This is a genomic window from Myxococcus sp. NMCA1 (assembly GCF_026810205.1).
Classification (GTDB): domain Bacteria; phylum Myxococcota; class Myxococcia; order Myxococcales; family Myxococcaceae; genus Myxococcus; species Myxococcus xanthus_A.
Map to the genome: position 1 here is coordinate 5,078,611 of NZ_CP113950.1, position 18,493 is coordinate 5,097,103.

The 18,493-nt window shown below is 67.9% G+C and carries 22 protein-coding genes; 8 read left to right on the plus strand and 14 right to left on the minus strand.

What is annotated here, in order from left to right; translation table 11 throughout:
- Nucleotides 1-9: 9 nt before the first annotated feature.
- The 3 genes from clpX to OZ403_RS20945 form a co-directional block, all read right to left on the minus strand.
- Nucleotides 10-1,287 carry an ATP-dependent Clp protease ATP-binding subunit ClpX gene (clpX, locus tag OZ403_RS20935; RefSeq protein WP_140792358.1) on the minus strand — a complete coding sequence of 426 codons (1,278 nt, stop codon included), beginning with the start codon at nucleotides 1,285-1,287 and terminating at the stop codon, nucleotides 10-12.
- 223 nt (nucleotides 1,288-1,510) lie between these two features.
- A complete protein-coding gene (locus OZ403_RS20940; RefSeq protein WP_140792360.1) occupies nucleotides 1,511-2,167 on the minus strand; it encodes a hypothetical protein in 657 nt (218 codons plus the stop codon).
- 27 nt (nucleotides 2,168-2,194) lie between these two features.
- Entirely contained in the window at nucleotides 2,195-3,124 is a 930-nt protein-coding gene (locus tag OZ403_RS20945; protein ID WP_174259309.1) for an AgmX/PglI C-terminal domain-containing protein, read from the minus strand.
- 44 nt (nucleotides 3,125-3,168) lie between these two features.
- On the opposite strand from OZ403_RS20945, the gene OZ403_RS20950 reads away from it, so the two are divergent.
- Nucleotides 3,169-4,014: a tRNA pseudouridine synthase A gene (locus OZ403_RS20950; protein ID WP_268781553.1), complete on the plus strand. Its 846-nt coding sequence runs from the start codon at nucleotides 3,169-3,171 to the stop codon at nucleotides 4,012-4,014.
- Nucleotides 4,015-4,041: 27 nt separating this feature from the next.
- Here OZ403_RS20950 and OZ403_RS20955 read toward each other — a convergent pair whose 3' ends face one another.
- The 3 genes from OZ403_RS20955 to OZ403_RS20965 form a co-directional block, all read right to left on the minus strand.
- On the minus strand, nucleotides 4,042-4,206 hold the full coding sequence (locus OZ403_RS20955; RefSeq protein WP_328285456.1) for a ribbon-helix-helix domain-containing protein: 165 nt from the start codon (nucleotides 4,204-4,206) through the stop codon (nucleotides 4,042-4,044).
- A 59-nt stretch (nucleotides 4,207-4,265) separates the two neighbouring features.
- Nucleotides 4,266-4,841: a hypothetical protein gene (locus OZ403_RS20960; protein WP_268781555.1), complete on the minus strand. Its 576-nt coding sequence runs from the start codon at nucleotides 4,839-4,841 to the stop codon at nucleotides 4,266-4,268.
- Between the two features lie 112 nt (nucleotides 4,842-4,953).
- The gene (locus tag OZ403_RS20965; RefSeq protein WP_140792368.1) at nucleotides 4,954-5,445 is read right to left on the minus strand and encodes a DUF1772 domain-containing protein; all 492 of its coding nucleotides are present in this window, start codon (nucleotides 5,443-5,445) and stop codon (nucleotides 4,954-4,956) included.
- A 77-nt stretch (nucleotides 5,446-5,522) separates the two neighbouring features.
- Between OZ403_RS20965 and OZ403_RS20970 the strand changes: the two genes are divergently transcribed.
- The 3 genes from OZ403_RS20970 (at nucleotide 5,523) to OZ403_RS20980 (ending at nucleotide 9,273) form a co-directional block, all read left to right on the plus strand.
- Nucleotides 5,523-6,311, plus strand: a complete 789-nt coding sequence (locus tag OZ403_RS20970) for a helix-turn-helix domain-containing protein (protein ID WP_140792370.1) — start codon at nucleotides 5,523-5,525, stop codon at nucleotides 6,309-6,311.
- Nucleotides 6,312-6,400: 89 nt separating this feature from the next.
- Entirely contained in the window at nucleotides 6,401-7,339 is a 939-nt protein-coding gene (locus OZ403_RS20975; protein WP_140798650.1) for a hypothetical protein, read from the plus strand.
- Nucleotides 7,340-7,440: 101 nt separating this feature from the next.
- Nucleotides 7,441-9,273, plus strand: coding sequence for a leucine-rich repeat domain-containing protein (locus tag OZ403_RS20980; RefSeq protein ID WP_268781556.1), 1,833 nt, complete (start codon nucleotides 7,441-7,443; stop codon nucleotides 9,271-9,273).
- Nucleotides 9,274-9,315: 42 nt separating this feature from the next.
- On the opposite strand, the gene larE is transcribed toward OZ403_RS20980, so the two are convergent.
- The 7 genes from larE to OZ403_RS21015 form a co-directional block, all read right to left on the minus strand.
- Nucleotides 9,316-10,212 (minus strand): ATP-dependent sacrificial sulfur transferase LarE, encoded by an 897-nt coding sequence (gene larE, locus OZ403_RS20985; RefSeq protein WP_140792376.1) that lies wholly within the window; start codon nucleotides 10,210-10,212, stop codon nucleotides 9,316-9,318.
- A 99-nt stretch (nucleotides 10,213-10,311) separates the two neighbouring features.
- Nucleotides 10,312-11,085, minus strand: a complete 774-nt coding sequence (gene cysC, locus OZ403_RS20990; protein WP_140792378.1) for an adenylyl-sulfate kinase — start codon at nucleotides 11,083-11,085, stop codon at nucleotides 10,312-10,314.
- A gap of 192 nt (nucleotides 11,086-11,277) precedes the next feature.
- Complete coding sequence (locus tag OZ403_RS20995) at nucleotides 11,278-11,691, minus strand: Mov34/MPN/PAD-1 family protein (protein ID WP_140792380.1); 414 nt, start codon at nucleotides 11,689-11,691, stop codon at nucleotides 11,278-11,280.
- The gene (locus OZ403_RS21000; protein ID WP_140855307.1) at nucleotides 11,688-12,329 is read right to left on the minus strand and encodes a ThiF family adenylyltransferase; all 642 of its coding nucleotides are present in this window, start codon (nucleotides 12,327-12,329) and stop codon (nucleotides 11,688-11,690) included. The genes OZ403_RS20995 and OZ403_RS21000 overlap by 4 nt, the downstream gene beginning before the upstream one ends.
- Before the next feature lie 5 nt (nucleotides 12,330-12,334).
- The gene (locus tag OZ403_RS21005; protein ID WP_140855310.1) at nucleotides 12,335-12,607 is read right to left on the minus strand and encodes a ubiquitin-like small modifier protein 1; all 273 of its coding nucleotides are present in this window, start codon (nucleotides 12,605-12,607) and stop codon (nucleotides 12,335-12,337) included.
- A gap of 7 nt (nucleotides 12,608-12,614) precedes the next feature.
- The gene (locus tag OZ403_RS21010; RefSeq protein ID WP_140792386.1) at nucleotides 12,615-12,854 is read right to left on the minus strand and encodes a sulfurtransferase TusA family protein; all 240 of its coding nucleotides are present in this window, start codon (nucleotides 12,852-12,854) and stop codon (nucleotides 12,615-12,617) included.
- A complete protein-coding gene (locus tag OZ403_RS21015) occupies nucleotides 12,842-13,609 on the minus strand; it encodes a HesA/MoeB/ThiF family protein (RefSeq protein ID WP_140792388.1) in 768 nt (255 codons plus the stop codon). Before OZ403_RS21015 ends, OZ403_RS21010 begins: the two co-directional genes overlap by 13 nt.
- A gap of 122 nt (nucleotides 13,610-13,731) precedes the next feature.
- Between OZ403_RS21015 and OZ403_RS21020 the strand changes: the two genes are divergently transcribed.
- From OZ403_RS21020 to OZ403_RS21030, 3 genes are all read left to right on the plus strand, one after another.
- A complete protein-coding gene (locus tag OZ403_RS21020) occupies nucleotides 13,732-14,118 on the plus strand; it encodes a hypothetical protein (RefSeq protein ID WP_268781557.1) in 387 nt (128 codons plus the stop codon).
- A 109-nt stretch (nucleotides 14,119-14,227) separates the two neighbouring features.
- Nucleotides 14,228-15,511 carry a sensor histidine kinase gene (locus OZ403_RS21025; protein ID WP_140792392.1) on the plus strand — a complete coding sequence of 428 codons (1,284 nt, stop codon included), beginning with the start codon at nucleotides 14,228-14,230 and terminating at the stop codon, nucleotides 15,509-15,511.
- Entirely contained in the window at nucleotides 15,508-16,248 is a 741-nt protein-coding gene (locus tag OZ403_RS21030) for a response regulator (protein WP_140792394.1), read from the plus strand. Before OZ403_RS21025 ends, OZ403_RS21030 begins: the two co-directional genes overlap by 4 nt.
- A gap of 16 nt (nucleotides 16,249-16,264) precedes the next feature.
- On the opposite strand, the gene OZ403_RS21035 is transcribed toward OZ403_RS21030, so the two are convergent.
- The gene (locus tag OZ403_RS21035) at nucleotides 16,265-17,536 is read right to left on the minus strand and encodes a glycoside hydrolase 5 family protein (protein ID WP_140792396.1); all 1,272 of its coding nucleotides are present in this window, start codon (nucleotides 17,534-17,536) and stop codon (nucleotides 16,265-16,267) included.
- Nucleotides 17,537-17,602: 66 nt separating this feature from the next.
- Here OZ403_RS21035 and OZ403_RS21040 point away from each other — a divergent pair, with 66 nt between their 5' ends.
- Nucleotides 17,603-18,484, plus strand: a complete 882-nt coding sequence (locus tag OZ403_RS21040; protein WP_140792398.1) for an ABC transporter ATP-binding protein — start codon at nucleotides 17,603-17,605, stop codon at nucleotides 18,482-18,484.
- Nucleotides 18,485-18,493: the final 9 nt, after the last annotated feature.

The following is an 18,493-nucleotide window of genomic DNA, read 5'->3' on the forward strand; positions in this document are numbered from 1 at the left end:
AAGACGCCGCTAGGCCGTCTTCTTCTCCTTCTCCATGACGAGCTGGGGCGCCTCGTGCTTGGTGATGACCTGCTCGGTGATCTTGCACTCCTTGACGCCCTCGCGGAACGGCACGTCGTACATGATCTCCAGCATGGCATCCTCCAGGATGGCGCGAAGGCCGCGCGCTCCGGAGTGACGGCGCATCGCCTCGCGGGCGATGGCGCGCAGCGCCTCTTTCGTGAAGGTCAGCTTCACCTTCTCAAACTCGAAGAGCTTCTGGTACTGCTTCACCAGGGCGTTCTTCGGCTGGGAGAGGATGATGACCAGGTCCTCTTCCTTCAGGTCGTTCAGCGTGGCGATCATCGGCAGGCGGCCGATGAACTCCGGAATCATGCCGAAGCGCATGAGGTCTTCCGGCTCGGTCAGCGCCAGCAGCTCACCCACGCTCCGCTCCTCGCGGTGGGTGATCTTCGCGCCGAAGCCGAGGCCCTTCTCGCCCACGCGGCGCTTGATGACGCCGTCGATGCCGTGGAAGGCGCCGCCGCAGATGAACAGGATGTTCGTCGTGTCGACCTGAACGTACTCCTGCTGGTTGTACTTCTTCCCGCCGCGCGGCGTGACGTTGGCCCGGGTGCCTTCGATGATCTTCAGCAGTGCCTGCTGCACGCCCTCGCCGCCCACGTCGCGGGTGGCGCTGGGCATGTCACCCTTGCGGGCGATCTTGTCGATCTCGTCGATGTAGACGATGCCGCGCGAAGCCTTCTCCACGTCGTAGTCGGCGTTGTGGAGGAGGTTCTGGATGATGTTCTCCACGTCCTCGCCCACGTAGCCGGCCTCGGTGAGGCTGGTGGCGTCGGCGATGGTGAAGGGCACGTTGAGGAAGCGCGCCAGCGACTGGGCCAGCAGCGTCTTGCCACTTCCCGTGGGACCGATGAGCAGGATGTTGCTCTTGCTCAGCTCCACTTCCTCGCCGGTGGGGCCCTTCACGCCCGGACGCGGCCGAGAGGTCGGCTTCTTTTGATAGATGCGCTTGTAGTGGTTGTACACCGCCACCGCGAGGACCTTCTTCGCCTGGTCCTGTCCGATGACGTAGTCGTCGAGGAACGCCTTGATCTCCGCCGGCGTCGGCAAGCTGACCTGGGGCTTGCCCTCCTCGCGCTCGTTCTCGTCCGCGATGATGTCGTTACACAGCTTGATGCATTCGTCGCAGATGTAGACCGTCGGGCCCGCGATGAGCTTGCGGACCTCGCGCTGCGACTTGCCGCAGAACGAACAAGACAGGTTGACGTGGTGCTCCTTCTTCACTGCCGCCTCCGAGTTCGCCGGCTCCGGACACCCGGAGCCTCCTTCGCCGTCCACCGCTCCCCTACCCGCACGGACTGCCCACGTCTCGAACAGCCGTCAGGCCCACCTTCCACGCGGCCCTGAACCACTATAGGGCCCTCCCCTTCGGGCAGGAAGCCCGGCGGTACAGGCCCGTTGCCGAGCGCACAGCCCCGGCGACGGGTCAGCGTTCAGTAACAGCGGCTCAGGCGTCCGTCACGCCCGAGGCGATGTCCTCGAGGTCTTCAGCCAGGGCGGCTGCCCGCTCGGCGACGGCGTTCGGAATCCGACGACTCCCCGACAGCTCGCTCGCGAGCTTGCGGGCCATCTGTGCCAGCTTCCGCACCTGGGCGCTCTCCGGAGGCGGCTCCGGCGGGGGACGGGGGAAGCGCTCGGCGAACTCCTTCTTCAGCTCGGCCGGGTTCTTCTCCGGGCTCCAGATGCTGTCGCGCAGGGACTTGTATTCAGTGGGCGACAGCTGGCCCCGCTCTTCCGCGTCCGCGAGGACTTCGATGACCTCGAAGGCGGGTGCGCGCTGGGGGAACTCCTGTGCGGTAAGCTCCTCCTCGGGCTCGTGCTTGGTCAGGAAGCTGAACGAGCGGGTGAGCTTCAAGGCGGTCTGCTTCTTGATGTGCAGTTCCTTGAGGCAATAGGCCTCGAAGGAGGGGTAGCCCCACTCCTCGAACTTGGCCTCGTCCCGGACCTGGACCAGGAGCTTGCCCAGCTCGGCCCAGGTGGACTTGAAGCGCTTGGCGGCCGTCAGCACGGTGTGACGGAAGGTTCCCGGCGGGACGCTCAGCGCCTTCTTCGCAATTTCGGTCTCTGCAACGGATGCGGCGGACATGCCCACGGTATCGGGCATGCCCGGGGTGCCGGCAAGAAAGTGACCCTACCCCCGCTTGCCGATGGTGAACGACAGGCCCACCGTGGCCCGCTCGCCTTCGTAGGCGCGGAACGGCCACTTCTGCATCTCCGCCAGCAGGCACTCGTAGAGTGGACCCTTCTTGAACTGGGGGTTGTCCACCCAGAGCTTGCTGACGCGGCCGTCGTTCCCGATGACGAACTCCATGGGGACCTTGGCGTAGATGCCGGGGGTGCGCTCCGCCTCTTCCTTGAAGCAGCGGAAGAGCGTGGACTTGTTGCTGGCCACCACCCGGTTGATGGCGGACTGGTCGAACTGCTGCGTCATCTCCATGCCCTCCGGGTCGGTGGTCACGCTTCCCTGGGGGCGGGGCTTCCGGTCCGCCGGCGCCCGAGTGGTGGAGGCCATGGCCACCTTGCCCGGACCGCTGCTGCCAGTGGCGGGCTTCACGCCCGGCTCGCCCGAGCCCGGACGGCGTGCCCCATTGCCGGGGTACTCGAAGAGCTCCTCATCATCCACCCGGGCCTGGGCCACGCGGATGGTGATTTCGCCCATCTCGAAGTCGTCCGTCTGGACCTCGCCGCCACCGAACCAGCCGTGGACGGCGGCGTTGCGCGCCACCTGGATGCCGACGATGCCCAGCACCACCACGCCCGCCGCCGCGGCGCCGCCGAGAATCTTGAGGCGCTTCGCGGACTTCGCCCGCTCCACGACGACGGCGGCGTCCACGCGGGCGCGCGCCTCCGCCCGGGCCACGTGCACGCGGAAGGCGTCCACATCGGACATGCGGTGGAAGTCCCGCTCTCCAGCGGGCGCCACCAGGGTGTCCAGCGTCAGCTCACCCGAGGTGAGCTTCTCCACGATTTGAGCACCACTGACGGGCCCCAGGACGAGGTCCCCGTGCTTGAAGAGCCAGAGTCCGTCCACGTCCGCCGCAAGGTCTTGTCCAGCCGCCATTTCGCGCGCGAGTATCCCGTGGTTCCCCACACCCAAGCAACGGCGTGCTCCCCTCTACCTCCAAGCGGATTCCCGTCGCACTGTGGATCTGGTACCGCGGCGGAATCTTCCGCGGCTTCCAGCGCCAACCCGAGGGCCCCACCGTCCAGTCAGCCCTGGAAGAGGCGCTGCGGTCCGTGGGGGTGCCGGCGACCCTGATGCCTTCGGGGCGCACGGACCGGGGCGTCCACGCCCGGATGCAGGTGGTGAGCGTCCGGCTGGAAGCGGGTGACTCGGCGGAGTCCCTGGAGAAGCGGCTCCCGCCCCGGTTGCCACCGGGCCTGGGCCTGTGCGGGGTGCGCCGGCCCACGTCCTTTCATGCGCAGTGGAGCGCGAGCGGCAAGGAGTACCGCTACCGGTTCCAGTTGGGTGGGGCCGTGACGCCCGACTGGGCGCCCTATGCGTTGGACGTGTCCGCGGAGCCGCTGTTCCAGGCCACGGCGGTGACACCGGAGCGGTTGGGAGCGCTGCTGCGTTCGGCGGAAGGGACGCGGGACTTCATCGCGTTCCATGAGAAGTCCAGTCCACGCAAGCCGCGCACGCTGGAGTCCGCCACCCTGCACGAGTTGGGCGGTGGGCTCTACGAGGCTCGGCTGCGCGGGGACGGCTTCGCGCGCTACCAGATCCGCTATTTGATGGGGAGCGCGTTGAAGGTGGCCGCGGGGCTGCTGCCGGAAGAGGCGTGGCTCGCGGCGCTCGAGACGGGACAGACCCTGGAGGGCTTCAAGGCGCCCGCTCACGGCCTCGTGCTCTGGGAGGTTCGCTACCCTCCCGGAGTGGACCCTTTCACCGCCGGGGAGCGTCTCCATCCCCCGGGGCTTCCGCTGGAGCCACCCTTCCACATCGGGTGACGCGCGGTGGGGCCCGGACGGCCGCCATCAGTCGACGAGCCGCTCTTCGTACTTCGCCAGCAGATCCGAGATGGCCTCGCGGAGGTACTCGCTCTGACGGATGCGCGTGGCGCGCGACAGGTCCTTGAGGGCGTCGAGCTTCTCGCGGTTGAGCCGGAAGACCACTGAGGTAAGGCGGGGATTCATGTCCATGTGCGCGACCTCCTACAGATGCGCACACATTCTCACAGGTCGGTCTGATCGCAAGAAATTCACTTCGATCCGACCGGGAAGATCCACTGAACCCCGGTGAAGGCTTCGGCGTCTCCGCGCAGGCCCGCGCCAAACCCGAGCGAAAGCCCGAGTCCCCCGAACACCGCGAGCCGCTCGGAGAAGGTGTGTCGCACGCCCAACGCTACGCGAGGCCCCAGCCACGGCCCAGAAAACGGCCTGATCAGCAGGCCCAGATCATAAAAGGTCTGCCAGGACCCATCGCCGTAGAAGTTCCGGAAGCCGCCGGCCACCGATAGATCCGGGCCGCGCAGGGTGCCGCGGATCACCACGAAGACCTCGTCCCCGTCGTAGCCCACGGTCCGGCTGGCCCCGAGGTCCAGGTGCGCGTCCCCGCCCTTCTCGGCGTCGGACTCCGAGCGATCAATGGACTCGGTGTAGGAGGCGCCGGGGCCGAGGATCAGCGAGAAGGCCCGTCGTTCCGCGTACGGCGCGTCCACGTACTCCGCCGCGCCGGCCGCCGCGGGCAGGATCACGGCGCAGGTCCTGATCAGGCCGTGGATGCGGCGTGTCAGGCGGGAAGTCCCTCTGGGGGATGTGGAGTGATCGCGGGCCATGGCGCGGATCCCGTTTCTAACAGGGTCCGAGCTTGGGATGCGCCAGTCCGTGGTCCCCTGCCCTGTCGTGACTTCTCTGGGCGTTGCTCACGCACGGAATCGGACGCTGAGTTCACCCACCTGCCTTCCACCGGAGCCATGACAGGGCCTGGAGCGAAGAGAGCCAGGCCCCCGCCACGAGCGCATGACGCAGGTGGTTCATCCAGGCCCAGGTCACTGCAGTCTCCACGGCGGCGGCGTTGTCGGGCGACGCCATCAGCCGCACCATCGTGGGGATGAAGTACGAGAAGGTCAGGAGCCGGTCGGCCAGCGCCGCCAGCGCGGCCCCGAGCCACCAGACGCGCAGCGCGCCGGTGGCCTGGGATGCGAAATAGAGACTTGCCAGGGTGAGCAGCGTCAGCGGCCCCGTGGAGACGAAGGCCCAGAAGCGGAGTCCCACGTTGTCCTGCCGCGCGGCCTCCGCGGACCAGTGTCCGCCCAGGGTGTCGAGCCATCGGGGCAACGAGACGCGGTGCTCATAGAGTCCCGCGCCAAAGGCGATGCCCAGGACGACGACGAAAAGCCACAGGACGGTTGCCGCGACGGAATGCTTCAGGTTGATCATGGCGCCAGGATGCGGTCCGGGCTCGTGGCCGTCTTTCGTGCCCTTGCGTCGTTTTTCGCCTTCCTGCGGAGTTCCTGATGAGCCCCCGGCCTGCCCTGCTCGAACAGATTGGTTCGGACGTCGTGCAGTTCCAGGATGCGTCCGCGGAGTTCGATGCCACCGTAGGAAAGGTCCTGGCGCTCGGGCGCGCGGACCTCGCGTGCCTGGCGCAGCTTCACTTCGGTGGCCCGACTCCCCTGGGCGCAGTCACCCGCGAAGCCGACGTGGCGCGGCTGGAGTTGGCAGGCTACGTCCAGCGGGAAGCGGCCGGTGGTGGCCAGCGGCTGGTGCTCACCGCGCATGCACGCGAGTGGATTGAAACTTTGTGGGGCCCCTTGCAGGCGGATGGGCACCAGCTCATGGCGGCGCTGCCAGAGGAGCACCTGCGGATCATCGCGGGTTTTCTGAAAGCGGCGAGAGGCATCCAGGACCGGCACGCGTCCCGGGTGGCCAGACTGCTTCAGGAACCGGGGACCTCACGGGCGGCGCGCCAGCGAGGCGGACTCTCCCCCGCCGCACTTCACCGTGTGCAGCTTTACGCGGAGGCGCACCTTGCCGAGCCCATCCGCGTGGGTGAGCTCGCCAAGCGCTCCGGATTGAGCGTCTTTCATTTCACTCGCGCCTTCCGCCAGTCCACCGGCATGACACCGCACGCCTGGGTGCAGCAACGACGCGTGGAGCGGGCGCGCGACCTGTTGAGCAACTCGTCGCTGCCATTGGGCGACATCGCGCTCGCGGTTGGCTTCAGCTCGCAGAGCCACTTCACCACGGTGTTCCGCAGATGCACCGGACTGACTCCGGCTGTCATCCGACGCGGCCAGCGGTGAGGCGCCTGGAGTCAGGCTCCACCCAGCCATCCCCTGTTTGACAGCTTTACTCCGCCTCCGTAGGGTCGTGTCCGTCCCAGGGGGGAGTCATGCAAAAGTTGAGTCTGGCTGCGTGTGCGCTCGCGATGCTGATCGCCGCGTGTGGGGAATCTTCGTCAACCGGGCCGTACACACCGATTCGCGCGACCGAAGGAGTGATGCGTCTGCCATTGGTGTCGACCGCGCCCAATGGCGTCCAGTACCGGCTCGTGGGGGCGGTCTTCGTCATCACTGGGACGGAGTCGCTCACGATCACGGATACGTCACCGGACACGCTGATAGTGCCGTTGGTGGCCGGAACCTATTCCATCCAGCTTGAGGGTGATTGGCACGTCGAACGCGTGGGCACGCCATCCGAGGTCGTGCCAGTGCAGCTGATTTCTCCCAACCCGATGGCGTTCTCCCTCGCGGAGCGGGACATGCGCGAAATTCGATTCCTGTTCAAGCTCCCCGCGGACGGCAACGCAAACGTGGGCATCACCGTCGATGAGGGTGGTTGGATTACGGGCACCATGCGATTCACTGATCATTGGCCACGAGACCCGCCCAGTGAGTACGCCGAATTGGTCGGGCAGGAGGTGCCATTTACCATCAGCTTCGAATTCGCCTACCTGAGTCGCAACTACTGGCGAGGACTCTCGGTGGCTACGAATGAGCTCGTCGTCCAGTTCGGGGGCCCCTACTCCGCGCTGCTGCATGATCATATCGCAAGATATCTAAGCGGTGACACAGCCAGATTCGAGTTGAACCGAGGCGAATCGAATCTCATCTACTTCGACAACTTCACGACGATGGGAATGAGCACTACAGGCAATACCCCGTACCATCTGCAAATGACTGGGCGACACCTGTTCCGAGGAGTCTTGGACTCCGAACAAATTCCTGTCAGCCAGCCGTTCCCGTTCACCACGGAAGTCACTCTTCAAAGATACGACACCTCTGAAGGCATGCTCCGTGGAGTCGCGACTGGTACCGGCACGACCCAGTAGTGGGAATCGAAGGGCACGTTTCCGGGATCCGCGCTGCCGCATCGAGCAAGCCCCTGTGCTTGCGCCTTGACCTGAGTGCATGGAGGGGTTGTTCTGACTCCATGCACTCGGGAACCCTGAGATTCGCCGGATTGTTTCTTGTCATGGCGGCCTGCGCCACCCGTCCCGCGCCCGTCATTCCCGCTCCTTCCTCGATCCCCGTCGTCGTGACGGCTCCCAGGCCGCTCCTCACGGTGTTCCGCCTCGAACCGGATGGGACAAGCGCTGAGTTCGGGCATTTGCCACCAGGGCCCGAAGGCTTCACCCCACCTGACACGGGCAACTGGTACGCAGAACCCTTGCGCCCCGTGCGTACCGAAGCGGAGGCTCGCGAAATCGCCGCCGTGTTGCGCGCGCATCGCGTGCCCGAATTGTCCTTTGGCGCTGTCGGAGTCCCAGCCCCCGGGCTGCTCGCGGCCCTGCTCCAGGAGTCCGGTGTCGTCGCGCTTCAGCTGTCTGGCACGGACTTCGGCAATGCGCACCTCGCCTCGCTGGAAAACGCAACTCAGCTCGAGACCCTGCACCTCAATGCCACCCGGGTCACCAACGCGGGGCTGGCTCCTCTCAAACGAATGCAACGACTGGCAGTGCTGCGGCTGGACGAAACGCCGGTCTCCGACGCAGGCCTTGCGTCGCTGTCAGAGCACACCACCCTGCGTCGAGTAACCCTCGCCGGAACAGCCATAACCCCCCAGGGACTTGGATTCCTCGCGAGGCAACCGGGGCTGGAGGAACTCGACCTGTCGGATACCGCGGTGGACGACACCGTCCTCGCAGTGCTGCCAAGCGCCCCGTTACACACGCTCAACCTCAGCGGCACGAAAGTCACGGATGCAGGCCTCCGCGGCCTCAACACCATGCCCTCCCTTCGGCGGCTGGGCCTTGCGCGTACCGCTGCCTCAGACGCCAGCCTCGCGCACGTCGCGGAACTCCGTGAACTGGAAGCCCTCCACCTGGGCAACACCCAGGTGACGGACGCTGGGTTGCTCCACCTCGCGAAACTGCCCGCGCTTCGTGCGCTGGTTCTCAGCAAGGCGCGAATCCGAGGCGCAGGACTTCGCCACCTCGCGGGCCTCTCTCGACTGGAAGCGCTTCACCTCGACGACACGCGAGTGGGCGACGCAGCGCTGCGCCATCTTCGAGGACTCAACGAGTTGAGAGAGCTTGACCTCTCGCGCACGGCCATTACGGGCACGGGACTTCAAGAATTGAGCACCTTGGTGGCGCTCGAATCACTCTGGCTCTCAGGGCTCGCGCTGACGGACGATTCCCTCACGGCACTCGCACCCCTCAGCCAACTGACTCGACTCGCGCTCAGCCACACGCCGATTGGCCCGGAGGCACTGAACAACCTGGGTTCCCGCCCACTCCTGCGACACCTGGACTTGAGCAAGACCGGGCTCACTGACGAATGGGTGCCCTCCATACGGCGGGCCTTTCCCGGCCTCCATTCATTGAAAGCCGAACGCACCCTCCTCACGGACGTGGGGCTGGGCCAGTTCGCCGAATGGACAGAACTGGAGGCAATCCATGTCGCGGGGACTCTCATCAATGGCTCTGGCCTGACGAGCCTGCACACGCTTGCCCGACTCACGACGCTCGACCTCGGCGCGACGAGGTTGGACGCAGAGGGCCAGAAAGCGCTCCAGGGTTTCACGAGCCTCGTCTGGCTGAGCGTCGCCGGCGTCCGCACCGGCGACGAGGTGCTTGGCCACCTTCCCAGTTCGCTCCGCACGCTCTACCTGACGCGCACGAAGGTCACCGACGCCGGCCTTCCAGCGCTGCTCAAGCTGCCACGTCTCAGGGAGCTCGACCTGCGAGGCACCGCGGTCTCCACGGAGGCCAGGGATGCCCTGGCACGGGAGCGCGGCATCCACCTCATCACCGGGCTGTGAGCCGCTCCCCAAGCCTGGTGCTCATCGCCAAGGAGACGCGGCTCAGCTCACCACGGGCAGCGGGAACCCTTCCGGCTTGCCCGTGGCCCCCGGCCGCGCGACGCCCACCGCATCATTCATGCGGCCCGAGCGGAACGGCTCCAAGTCCAGCGCCACGAACTTGAACCCCAGCGCCAGGAACGCGGTGTTGATCTTCTGCCGCACGTCCGCCGCGAGGAAGCGCTCGTACTCCTCCGCCGCCACCTCCAGCCGCGCCACGTCCTGGTGGTACCGCACGCGGAACTGACGGAAGCCCAGCTTGCGCAGCTCCGACTCCGCGGCGGCGATCTGCAGCAACCGGTCCCGCGTCACCGCCGTGCCATATGGAATCCTCGACGCCAGGCACGCCATCTGCGGCTTGTCCCACGTCGGCAGCCCGAGCGACTGGCTCCACGCGCGGATCTCCTCCTTCGTCAGCCCCGCCTGCGCCAGCGGCGACACCACCTGGTGCTCCTGCGCCGCCTTGTGCCCGGGCCGGTGGTCCTTGAAGTCGTCCGCATTGAAGCCGTCCAACACCACCGCCAGCCCCAGCGACTTCCGCTGTGCCTCGCAGATGTCGTACAGCTCCGTCTTGCAGAAGTAGCAGCGATTCGTCGGGTTGGCCGCGTACTGCGGATTCGCCAGCTCGTTGCTGCCCAACACCACGTGCCGGGCGCCCAACCGCCTCGCCAGCTCGCGCGCCTCGTCGGCCTCCTCTGGCGCCACGGACGCGGACAGCGCGGTGAGCGCGAGCGCCCGGTCGCCCAGCTCCTCCACCGCCACCTTCAGCACGAAGGTCGAATCCACACCTCCGGAGAACGCCACCAGCGCGCTGCCATGGGCCCGCAGCGCGGCGCGCATCACCTCCAGCTTGGGGCGCGACGACTCACACAGGGACTGGATCCGCTCGGGGCTCAACATGAAGCTCTCCTAAAACCAAAGGGCCCCGGATTGCACGCGCCGTTGCGCGGCAACCTGGAGCCCCTCAGGAATGAAACCCAGGCCCGGAAGCCCGGCCGCCTAGCGAGCCTTCCGCTTCGCGGCCTTCTTCGCCGCCGGCGCCGGCTTGCCCACCCGGGCCGCGCGCGTGGCCGGACGGGCCTTGGCACCCTTGTCCGCCTTCGGCGCCTTCGCCGCGGGCTTGGACTCCTCGGCGCGACGGGCCTTGGCGCCGCCCTTCTCGGCCTTCTCTGCCTTCTCGCCCTTGGCCGGCAGCGGGTTGGCCTTCATCTTCTTGCCGGTGATGACCTTCAGCTCCTCGGTGCTCATGTAGCCGAGGTCCAGAAGCGACTGGAAGATCTTCGCCGCGCCGTCCTCCACCGACTCCACGTCGGAGTGGATGGTGACCTCCGGCGAGTTGGGCGGCTCGTACGGCTCGGTGATGCCGATGAAGTTGGGGATCTCCCCGTTGAGCGCCTTCTTGTAGCGGCCCGTGCTGTCGCGCTCGATGAGCTTCTCGGTCGGGCAGTCGACGTAGACCTCCACGTAGCGACCGATGGACCGGCGGTTCTCCTCACGGCCCGGCTTGTACGGGCTCACGCAGGGAACCAGCGCCGCCACACCGTTGCGCGTCAGCAGGTTCGCCACGAAGCCCAGCCGCTTCACGACGGTGGTACGATCCTCCTTGCCATCCCCCAGCCCCGCCCACAGCGCCTCGCCGAGCTCACCCTCGTCGAGGATCTCGACGTTGCGGCCCACCTGCCGCAAGCGCGCGGCGATGTAGGCGGCGGTGGTGCTCTTCCCGGTACCGGACATGCCGGTCAGCCAGAGGGTGAAACCAGTGTTGGAGGCCATATGGGTCGTCTACTCCCTGCGTCCGGAGCACTTCTTGCAAGCTCGTAGGGACGCCGCAGATCCAGAAGATGGACGCGGTTATAGACGAAAACCCGGCCACTTGACAATTCGCGCCCACCTTTCCGCAGGTGGGGGTGACGGGCACCCAAGTGCCTGCTCAGACAAGGCTTTTTCGTTTCTGCAATGAACTTTTCAGCTCGCTCGTGACACGAAGTTTCCCGCACGCCACTCATACTCCGACACGTAGTGAACACAGCCGCGGTGTATGGATCCAATGAGATAGGAAACATTGGGGAGCAACGGACGCCCCTCAGGAGCCGCCCGCAGCAGGTCCTCCTGGGAGAAGGTCGCCGGTGCATCCACATGCGAGTGGAACACGCACACCACTCGCTCTGACCGTGCATCCGCTTCGATGCAGACGGCCAGCCACTCCTCGGGTGCGAAGGCGTACGCCACCCGCGGGTTTCCGGCGGCGTTGCGCAAGGGACGGATCCGCAGGCGCCCTGTCCCTTCCTCGCGGAGGAGCACCCCACAACCCTCGAACGGATACGCGGCCTCCAGGTGCCTCCCCACCTCGGTGAGGATGTGCTCGGGCCAGTGACTCACTGCGCGCCAGGCGCCTCACGGCCCGCGCAACGTGAGCACTTTCGCAGCGCCATCTCCTCCACGGTTCCGGGCGCCACCAGCCACCGGCCTCCCAGCGCGGGGCCCAGGCCCAGCCGCAGCCGCTGGAACACGAGCGCCCCCAACGTCCCCACGGCCACGCCCAAAGCCCCATCCGGGGGCGAGCCCAGGTGCCGCACCGTCTCACCGAAGCACCAGAGGCACCCCTCCGCGCTCCGGAAGACGACGGCGGCCCGCATGCCATCGCCCCCCAGGGCCACCCAGGGCGCCTCGCCACTCCACGCCGCGGGCAGCTCCGCGACCAGCCCTCCGCCCTGTCCTACCGCGCCGGCGTCCGGGTTCAGCGCGGGCACCTCGCGGGCCAGCGCCTCCGTCACGGGCAGGCCGACGTCATCAGGCCCCATCAGGAAGCCCGGCGCCCAGGGCCCCAGCGTCAGCGAGCCCGCGCCCGTCACCGGCGTGCCAGCTCCCGCCAGGTACGCCGCCGCCGTCAGCCCCGACGCGCCGATGCCATCCAACCGCGCCGTGCCCGCGAGCAGGGACTCCTGGCCGCGTCCGCCCACCTCGCGCAGGAGGATCTGGCGGGAGTAGCGCAGGATCTGATCTTCACGCAGCGCCATCGCCGTCAGCCTCCCGCCATGGCGGGGATGAGGATGATGCGGTCAGCGTCCTTCACCGGCGTGTCCAGCCCGTTCAGCGCGCGGATGTCCTCGTCGTTCAGGAACACGTTCACGTAGCGCCGCACCGCGCCGCGCTCGTCGAACACCCGGCCGCCAATGCCCGGATGGCGCGCGTCCAGGTTGTTCAGCACCTCGCGCACGGTGGCGCCCGGGGCCGTGACTTCCGCCTGGTTGCCGGTGAAGCCCCGCATGGGGGTGGGAATACGAAGGGTCGCCATGGCTCACTCACCTGCCCTGCTTGCGGAGCACCAGCCGGTGCGTCCCGTCCGGGAGCGCGTCCAGGGACACGACTTCGTGGCCCTCGTCGCGCGCGTTGCGAGGCACGTTCTTCAGCGGCTCGGTGCCCCGAAGCAGCACCTCCAGCAACGTACCCTGCTCCAGTGATTCCAACTTCAGCTTCGTCCGCACGTAGGTCATCGGACAGACCTCGCGGGTGATGTCCAGCGTCGCCTTCATGTCGCGCACACCTCCGGAGACTCAGGGTACGCGGGGATGGCCGTGACGCGGCACCCCTCGCAGTCCGGCGCCCGCGCCACGAGCGTCCTCCGCCCCAGGAGCGACACGGCATCCAGCACGTGCAGCGTGGCCTCGCCCTGCCCACCTCGCGCGGCGCCCGACAGCAGCTCCAGCGCCAGCAGGGCCTGCACCGCGCCCACCAGCCCCGCCAGCGAGCCGAGCACCCCCGCCTGGGCACACGTGGGCACCGCGTCCGGCGGGGGCGGCGCTTCATAGAGGCAGCGCAGGCACGGCCCACCCGGGTCCACGCGCATCGCCTGTCCCTGCATGCGCAGCACCCCGCCATAGACGAGCGGCACGCCCGTCAGCACCGCCACGTCCGACAGGAAGAACTTGGTGGCCACGCCATCCGTGGCGTCGATGACGGCGTCGTGCGCGCGAAAGAGCCCCTCCGCGTTGCTCGCGTCCACGCGCTCGGTGAGGGCCTCCGTGCTCAGGCCGGGAAAGGCCCGAGCCAGGCCCGCCGTCGCGGACTCCGCCTTGTTCCGGCCCACGTCCTCACTCCGGTGCCAGAGCTGGCGCGGCAGGTTCGTCACGTCCACGCGGTCTGGATCCGCCAGCGTCAGGTGCCCGACGCCGGCCTGGGCCAGCGCCAGTGACGCCGGGCACCCGAGCCCGCCAGCCCCCACCAGCAGTACGCGCGCGCGCTCCAGCCGGGACGCATGGGGAATTCGGGGATGGTGGTCTGTACCGTGGCCATGCATCGGATGACTGCTCCACGCGGTCGGAAACGAATATGGTGGGGCCGCCTGCGTACCACCATGCAGAAGGGCGCAGGTGTCTCTCCACCGTCCCGCGTCCGCGCGGCCCCCACCTGCCAGGACATATGAAAAACCTGACCGGCGTGCTCGTCTTTTCCGCTGTCCTCTTCCTGGCTCCTGGCTGCACCCGCAAGACAGGCGAGGCCCCGGGCCCCACCGACGCCTCCGCCGCGACGGACGAAGCCGCGCGCACCGGCGCCAGCAAGGGGGCCCTGAGCGCGGAGGACGCGGGCTCGGGCAGCACGACGCGCGCGGCCCAGGAGTCCTGCGTGGACACGTGGCTCCAGAAGCAGGGGCTGGACGCGTACGGCAACCCGGAGGGCAGCATGTACGCGGGCGGCACGCCGCTCTTCAACGAGCGCACGGGCGAGCAGATCGACCGGCTGGACTTCATCTTCAAGAACAAGCCCGAGGCACGCCAGGCGTGCTCGGGTGACGCTTCCACGGAGTAACGCGGCGCTTCCTCCCGGCGTGGGGCCTGCCCCCTCGCCCTCCAGAAAGCGAGGCGGGCCACCTCCGGGATTCCCGGCCCCCCGGTTGCTCCCGTAGAGTACCGGACGAATGGATTCCCAACTCGCATTGAGCGAGGAAACGCCCGCCAACGACCTGCGCGCCCGGGTGCGCAAGGTCCTGGAGCGCCGCAAGCTGACGGACAGCGTGTCGGCGGAGCAGGCGACCGCCTCGTGGGAGCAGGACCGCTTCGTGGCCCGGGCCCGCGCGCTCTTCTACGCGCGGATGATGTTCCTCACCTTGGGCCTGCTCATCCTCGCGGTGCCGGCCTGGAGCGGCTACTTCGGCCTCACCGGTCCGTTCTCCTTCGTGGGCTACTTCGCGATGCTGCTCTACAGCGTCGCCAACCTCCTGGTCATCGACCACCCCAAGGCCGGCCGCTGGGTGACGTACATCACCCTCTGCCTGGACGTGACCATCAGCGTGGTGCTCATCGCCAAGCCGCACGTCGGCGGCGGTCTCCAGAGCCCGCTGCTGGCCACGCAGCTGCTCTTCACCACGCTCTTCGCCATCCTCTTTCCCAAGCCGCTGGCGATCCTGCCGCCGCTGCTGGCGCTGCCCATCACCACCCGGCTGGACCTGCTCCTCAACCGCTCCGTGACGGCGGTGGAGCTGCTGACCCTGCTCTGGTACCTGGCGCTCAACTTCATCATCGTCTACGTGCTCGTGTACCTGAACGAGCGCGAGGCCGCCGCGCACCGCGAGGTCGTGTCGCTCCAGGGAGACCTCAAGGAGCTGGCGGTGGTGGAGGAGCGCAACCGGCTGGCGCGGGAGATCCACGACGGCCTGGGCGCGTCCCTGTCGTCGATGATCATCCAGTCCGAGTACATCCTGAACCTCGCGCGCGAGGAGGGCCTGCGCGGGGAGATCCGCGAGCTGAAGCTCACCGCCGAGGAGTCCATCGAGGAGCTGAGGCGCAGCCTGCGGATGATGCGCGAGGACTTCGAGCTGGCACAGGGCCTGGAGGACTACGCGAAGACGTTCCGCGAGCGCACCGGCCTGGACATCCGCTTCGAGCGCACCGGACTCCAGCGCAAGCTGAACCCGGACGCGCAGCTGGCGCTGTTCCGCATCCTCCAGGAGTCGCTGTCGAACGCGGTGAAGCACGCGGAGGCCAAGGGCGTCCAGGTGCGGCTCGACTTCAGCGAGGACCGCGTCAACCTCGTCGTGCGCGACGACGGCAAGGGCTTCGACCCTTCCCGGACGCCGCGCGGCCACTACGGCCTGTTGAACATGCGTGAGCGCGCCATGAAGCTCGGTGGTCAGCTCATCGTGGACTCGTCACCCGGCGCTGGCGCCCAGGTGGCATTCTCCCTTCCCTGTCGCCCGTCATGACCGGAGCTCCCGTGGACGCCCCGCAGCCTCCCGATTCGCCGCCCATTCGCGTCTTCGTGGTCGAGGATCAGACTAAGATCCTCAAGAACCAGCTCCGCCTCTTCGAGAACCACCCGGAGCTGGACATCATCGGCACGGCGCTCTCCGGTGAAGCCGCGCTGGAGGAAGTGCCCAAGCTGATGCCGGACGTGCTGCTGCTCGACCTGGGCCTGCCCCGCATGAGCGGCATCGACGTGACGCGCGAGGTGAAGGCGCGCTTCCCGAAGATTGAAATCCTCATCTTCACCATCTTCGACGAGGAGGACAAAGTGCTGGAGGCCGTGAAGGCGGGCGCCTCCGGCTACCTGCTCAAGGGCGCCCCGGTGGACAAGATCATCGAGGCCATCAAGGAGGTCCGCGCGGGCGGCACCGTCATCCAGCCCAACCTGGCGCGCCGGCTGCTCCGTCACTTCCGCGTGGAGCCCGACGCCAGCCCCGTGGCCTCGCCGCCCTCCGCGCCGGAGCCGTCGGCCAGCGACATGCCCCAGGAGCCCCTGCTCAAGCCGCTGTCGGACCGCGAGCGCGAAATCCTCCAGCTCATCGCCAAGGGCGTGTCCAACAGCGAGGCGGCGCGCCTGCTCGACCTCAGCAAGGCCACCATCCGCACGCACCTGGAGCACATCTACCGGAAGCTGGAGGTCACCAACCGCGTGGAGGCCGTCACCGAAGGCATCCGCAAGGGCCTCATCTCCGTCTGAGCCGGAGCGCCCGCGCTCAGCGCCCCGTGGAGACCGCCGCGCCCGGACGCTCCGCGGCGGCGGCCTCCATGACCAGGTCCGCGTACCGGTTGACCGGATCTCCCGGCTGCGTGCCGTCCCGGTAGTAGAAGGTGTAGTCGTCCCAGGCCTCCGGCCGGGCGTCGTTGGAGAACATCCACAGCGCCCCCGCGCCGACGCCTTCCTTCCGCATGCACTCCAACCAGCCGCGATAGAGCGCGCGCCGCTGTGACACGTCGAACGTGCCTTCGTTGCGCAGCCCCAGTTCGCCCACGAACAAGGGCTTGCCCAGGTTCCGGGCGATGGCGGCGTGCTCCCGAATCCACCGGGCGCCGGCCTCGGCCGTGTCGATGCCGCCCAGGCCCCAGGACTCTGGATAGAAGTGCACCGACGCGAAGTCGATGTACGGGGACGCCGTGTTGCGCGTGAAGCTGGCCCCCGGCGTGCGGAGCACCGGCGACCCGGACCGGGACCAGAAGCCAGGGTCGTACCCGTCGGGAGACGGCTCGAAGCCCTCCTCGCCCGTGCCCACCAGGTGGCCGGGCGCGTGCGTCTTCACCTCGCGCGCCACGTCATCAATCCACGCGCGCAGCCGCGCCCCTTCCTTGTCCAGCCCCCGTCCCCGCGGCTCGTTGAGCAGCTCCCAGGCCAGGACGGCCGGGTGGTCGCCGTAGCGGATGCCGTCCACCGTGTTCACCCGGTTGAGCAGCCGCGCCACGTGCGCCTTGTAGTGCGCCACCACCACCGGGTCGGTGAAGAACCGGGCATCCCCTTCCACGGGCCGGGGGAGGCCCGCCCACTCCACGTACTGGCGCGCGCCCCCGTACGCATCCCAGTAGTTCCCCAGCGTCAGCACCAGGCGGACGCCATGGAACCGGGCGCGGGTGAGCACCCAATCCAGGCCGACCAGGGCCACCTCGTCGTACTCCAGCGGCGCCACCTGGATGGCGGTGTCCCCCACCTTCGACAGTGCGTCGTTGTGTCCGTTGGTGCGCAGCGCGCGCACGCCCAGCGCGGAGGCCTTGGCGAGCACCTCTTCCAGCACCGGGGACTCCGCCGCCCCCCGCCGCGCGTCCCGGGTGGCCTCTTCCTGTAGGAAGTAGGCGTTGAGCACCATGGCGCCGGACGGCAACCGGTCCAGGTGTTGCGCCGGGCCGCCCGAGCAGCTTGCGGCCACCGCCTCCAGCATGACCGGGTCCCCCTCTCCGCAGGCCCCCAGGAGGAAGGCGACGGCCGCGGAGGCGGTGGAGGTCCGGCGAGAAAGGGGCATGCCTACATGGTAACGACGCCACGCGCTCCACGCATCGGTCCCGAGGACTGGGCTAGGTTCGCCGCCATGGACCTCAGACTGGAAGGCGTGTCGAAGACGTACCCCAACGGCACCCGTGCGTTGCAGGGTGTCAACCTCACCATTCCGCGCGGAATGTTCGGGTTGCTCGGACCGAACGGCGCCGGCAAGTCCACGCTGATGCGCAGCATCGCCACGCTGCAGGACGTGGATGCGGGCACCATGACCTTCGACGGCATCGACCTGCGCCGGGACAAGGACCGGCTGCGCGAGGTGCTGGGTTACCTCCCACAGGACTTCGGCGTGTACCCCAAGGTGACGGCCTGGGACATGCTGGACCATCTGGCCCAGCTCAAGGGCCTGGCCCAGCGCGGCCCGCGCCATGACACGGTGAAGGCGCTCCTCCAGAAGACGAACCTCTGGGAGCATCGCGACCGGCGGCTCGGTGGATTCTCTGGCGGCATGAAGCAGCGCTTCGGCATCGCCCAGGCCCTGCTCGGCAATCCCAAGCTGCTCATCGTGGACGAGCCCACCGCCGGGCTCGACCCCGCCGAGCGCTTCCGCTTCCACAACCTGCTGGCGGAGATCAGCACCGACGTGGTGGTGCTGCTGTCCACGCACATCGTCTCCGACGTGGCGGACCTCTGTCAGAACATGGCCATCCTCGCCCAGGGGAACGTCGTGGCCAGCGGCCACCCGCTGAAGCTGGTGGAGTCCCTGCACCAGCGCGTGTGGAAGCGCTTCGTCACCCACCAGGAGGAACTGGACGCGCTCATGAAGCAGTTGGAGGTCATCGCCGTGCGGCGCGTGGCTGGCCAGCGACTGGTCCACGTCTACGCGGAGTCCCCGCCAGAGGGCTTCGAGCCCGCCAGCCCCGACCTGGAGGACGTCTACTTCCACGCGCTCGCCCGGGCGACCAAGCAGTCCTGAGGGCACGCC

Excerpts from the sequence above, each read along its gene's own strand:
- OZ403_RS20940 (WP_140792360.1), bottom strand. The coding sequence starts at position 2,167 with ATGCCCGATACCGTGGGCATGTCCGCCGCATCCGTTGCAGAGACCGAA.
- OZ403_RS20945 (WP_174259309.1), bottom strand. The coding sequence starts at position 3,124 with ATGGCGGCTGGACAAGACCTTGCGGCGGACGTGGACGGACTCTGGCTC.
- OZ403_RS20955 (WP_328285456.1), bottom strand. The coding sequence starts at position 4,206 with ATGGACATGAATCCCCGCCTTACCTCAGTGGTCTTCCGGCTCAACCGC.
- OZ403_RS20960 (WP_268781555.1), bottom strand. The coding sequence starts at position 4,841 with ATGGCCCGCGATCACTCCACATCCCCCAGAGGGACTTCCCGCCTGACA.
- OZ403_RS20965 (WP_140792368.1), bottom strand. The coding sequence starts at position 5,445 with ATGATCAACCTGAAGCATTCCGTCGCGGCAACCGTCCTGTGGCTTTTC.
- OZ403_RS20970 (WP_140792370.1), top strand. The coding sequence starts at position 5,523 with ATGAGCCCCCGGCCTGCCCTGCTCGAACAGATTGGTTCGGACGTCGTG.
- OZ403_RS20975 (WP_140798650.1), top strand. The coding sequence starts at position 6,401 with ATGCAAAAGTTGAGTCTGGCTGCGTGTGCGCTCGCGATGCTGATCGCC.
- OZ403_RS20980 (WP_268781556.1), top strand. The coding sequence starts at position 7,441 with ATGCACTCGGGAACCCTGAGATTCGCCGGATTGTTTCTTGTCATGGCG.
- larE (WP_140792376.1), bottom strand. The coding sequence starts at position 10,212 with ATGTTGAGCCCCGAGCGGATCCAGTCCCTGTGTGAGTCGTCGCGCCCC.
- cysC (WP_140792378.1), bottom strand. The coding sequence starts at position 11,085 with ATGGCCTCCAACACTGGTTTCACCCTCTGGCTGACCGGCATGTCCGGT.
- OZ403_RS21000 (WP_140855307.1), bottom strand. The coding sequence starts at position 12,329 with ATGGCGCTGCGTGAAGATCAGATCCTGCGCTACTCCCGCCAGATCCTC.
- OZ403_RS21005 (WP_140855310.1), bottom strand. The coding sequence starts at position 12,607 with ATGGCGACCCTTCGTATTCCCACCCCCATGCGGGGCTTCACCGGCAAC.
- OZ403_RS21015 (WP_140792388.1), bottom strand. The coding sequence starts at position 13,609 with ATGCATGGCCACGGTACAGACCACCATCCCCGAATTCCCCATGCGTCC.
- OZ403_RS21020 (WP_268781557.1), top strand. The coding sequence starts at position 13,732 with ATGAAAAACCTGACCGGCGTGCTCGTCTTTTCCGCTGTCCTCTTCCTG.
- OZ403_RS21025 (WP_140792392.1), top strand. The coding sequence starts at position 14,228 with ATGGATTCCCAACTCGCATTGAGCGAGGAAACGCCCGCCAACGACCTG.
- OZ403_RS21030 (WP_140792394.1), top strand. The coding sequence starts at position 15,508 with ATGACCGGAGCTCCCGTGGACGCCCCGCAGCCTCCCGATTCGCCGCCC.
- OZ403_RS21035 (WP_140792396.1), bottom strand. The coding sequence starts at position 17,536 with ATGCCCCTTTCTCGCCGGACCTCCACCGCCTCCGCGGCCGTCGCCTTC.
- OZ403_RS21040 (WP_140792398.1), top strand. The coding sequence starts at position 17,603 with ATGGACCTCAGACTGGAAGGCGTGTCGAAGACGTACCCCAACGGCACC.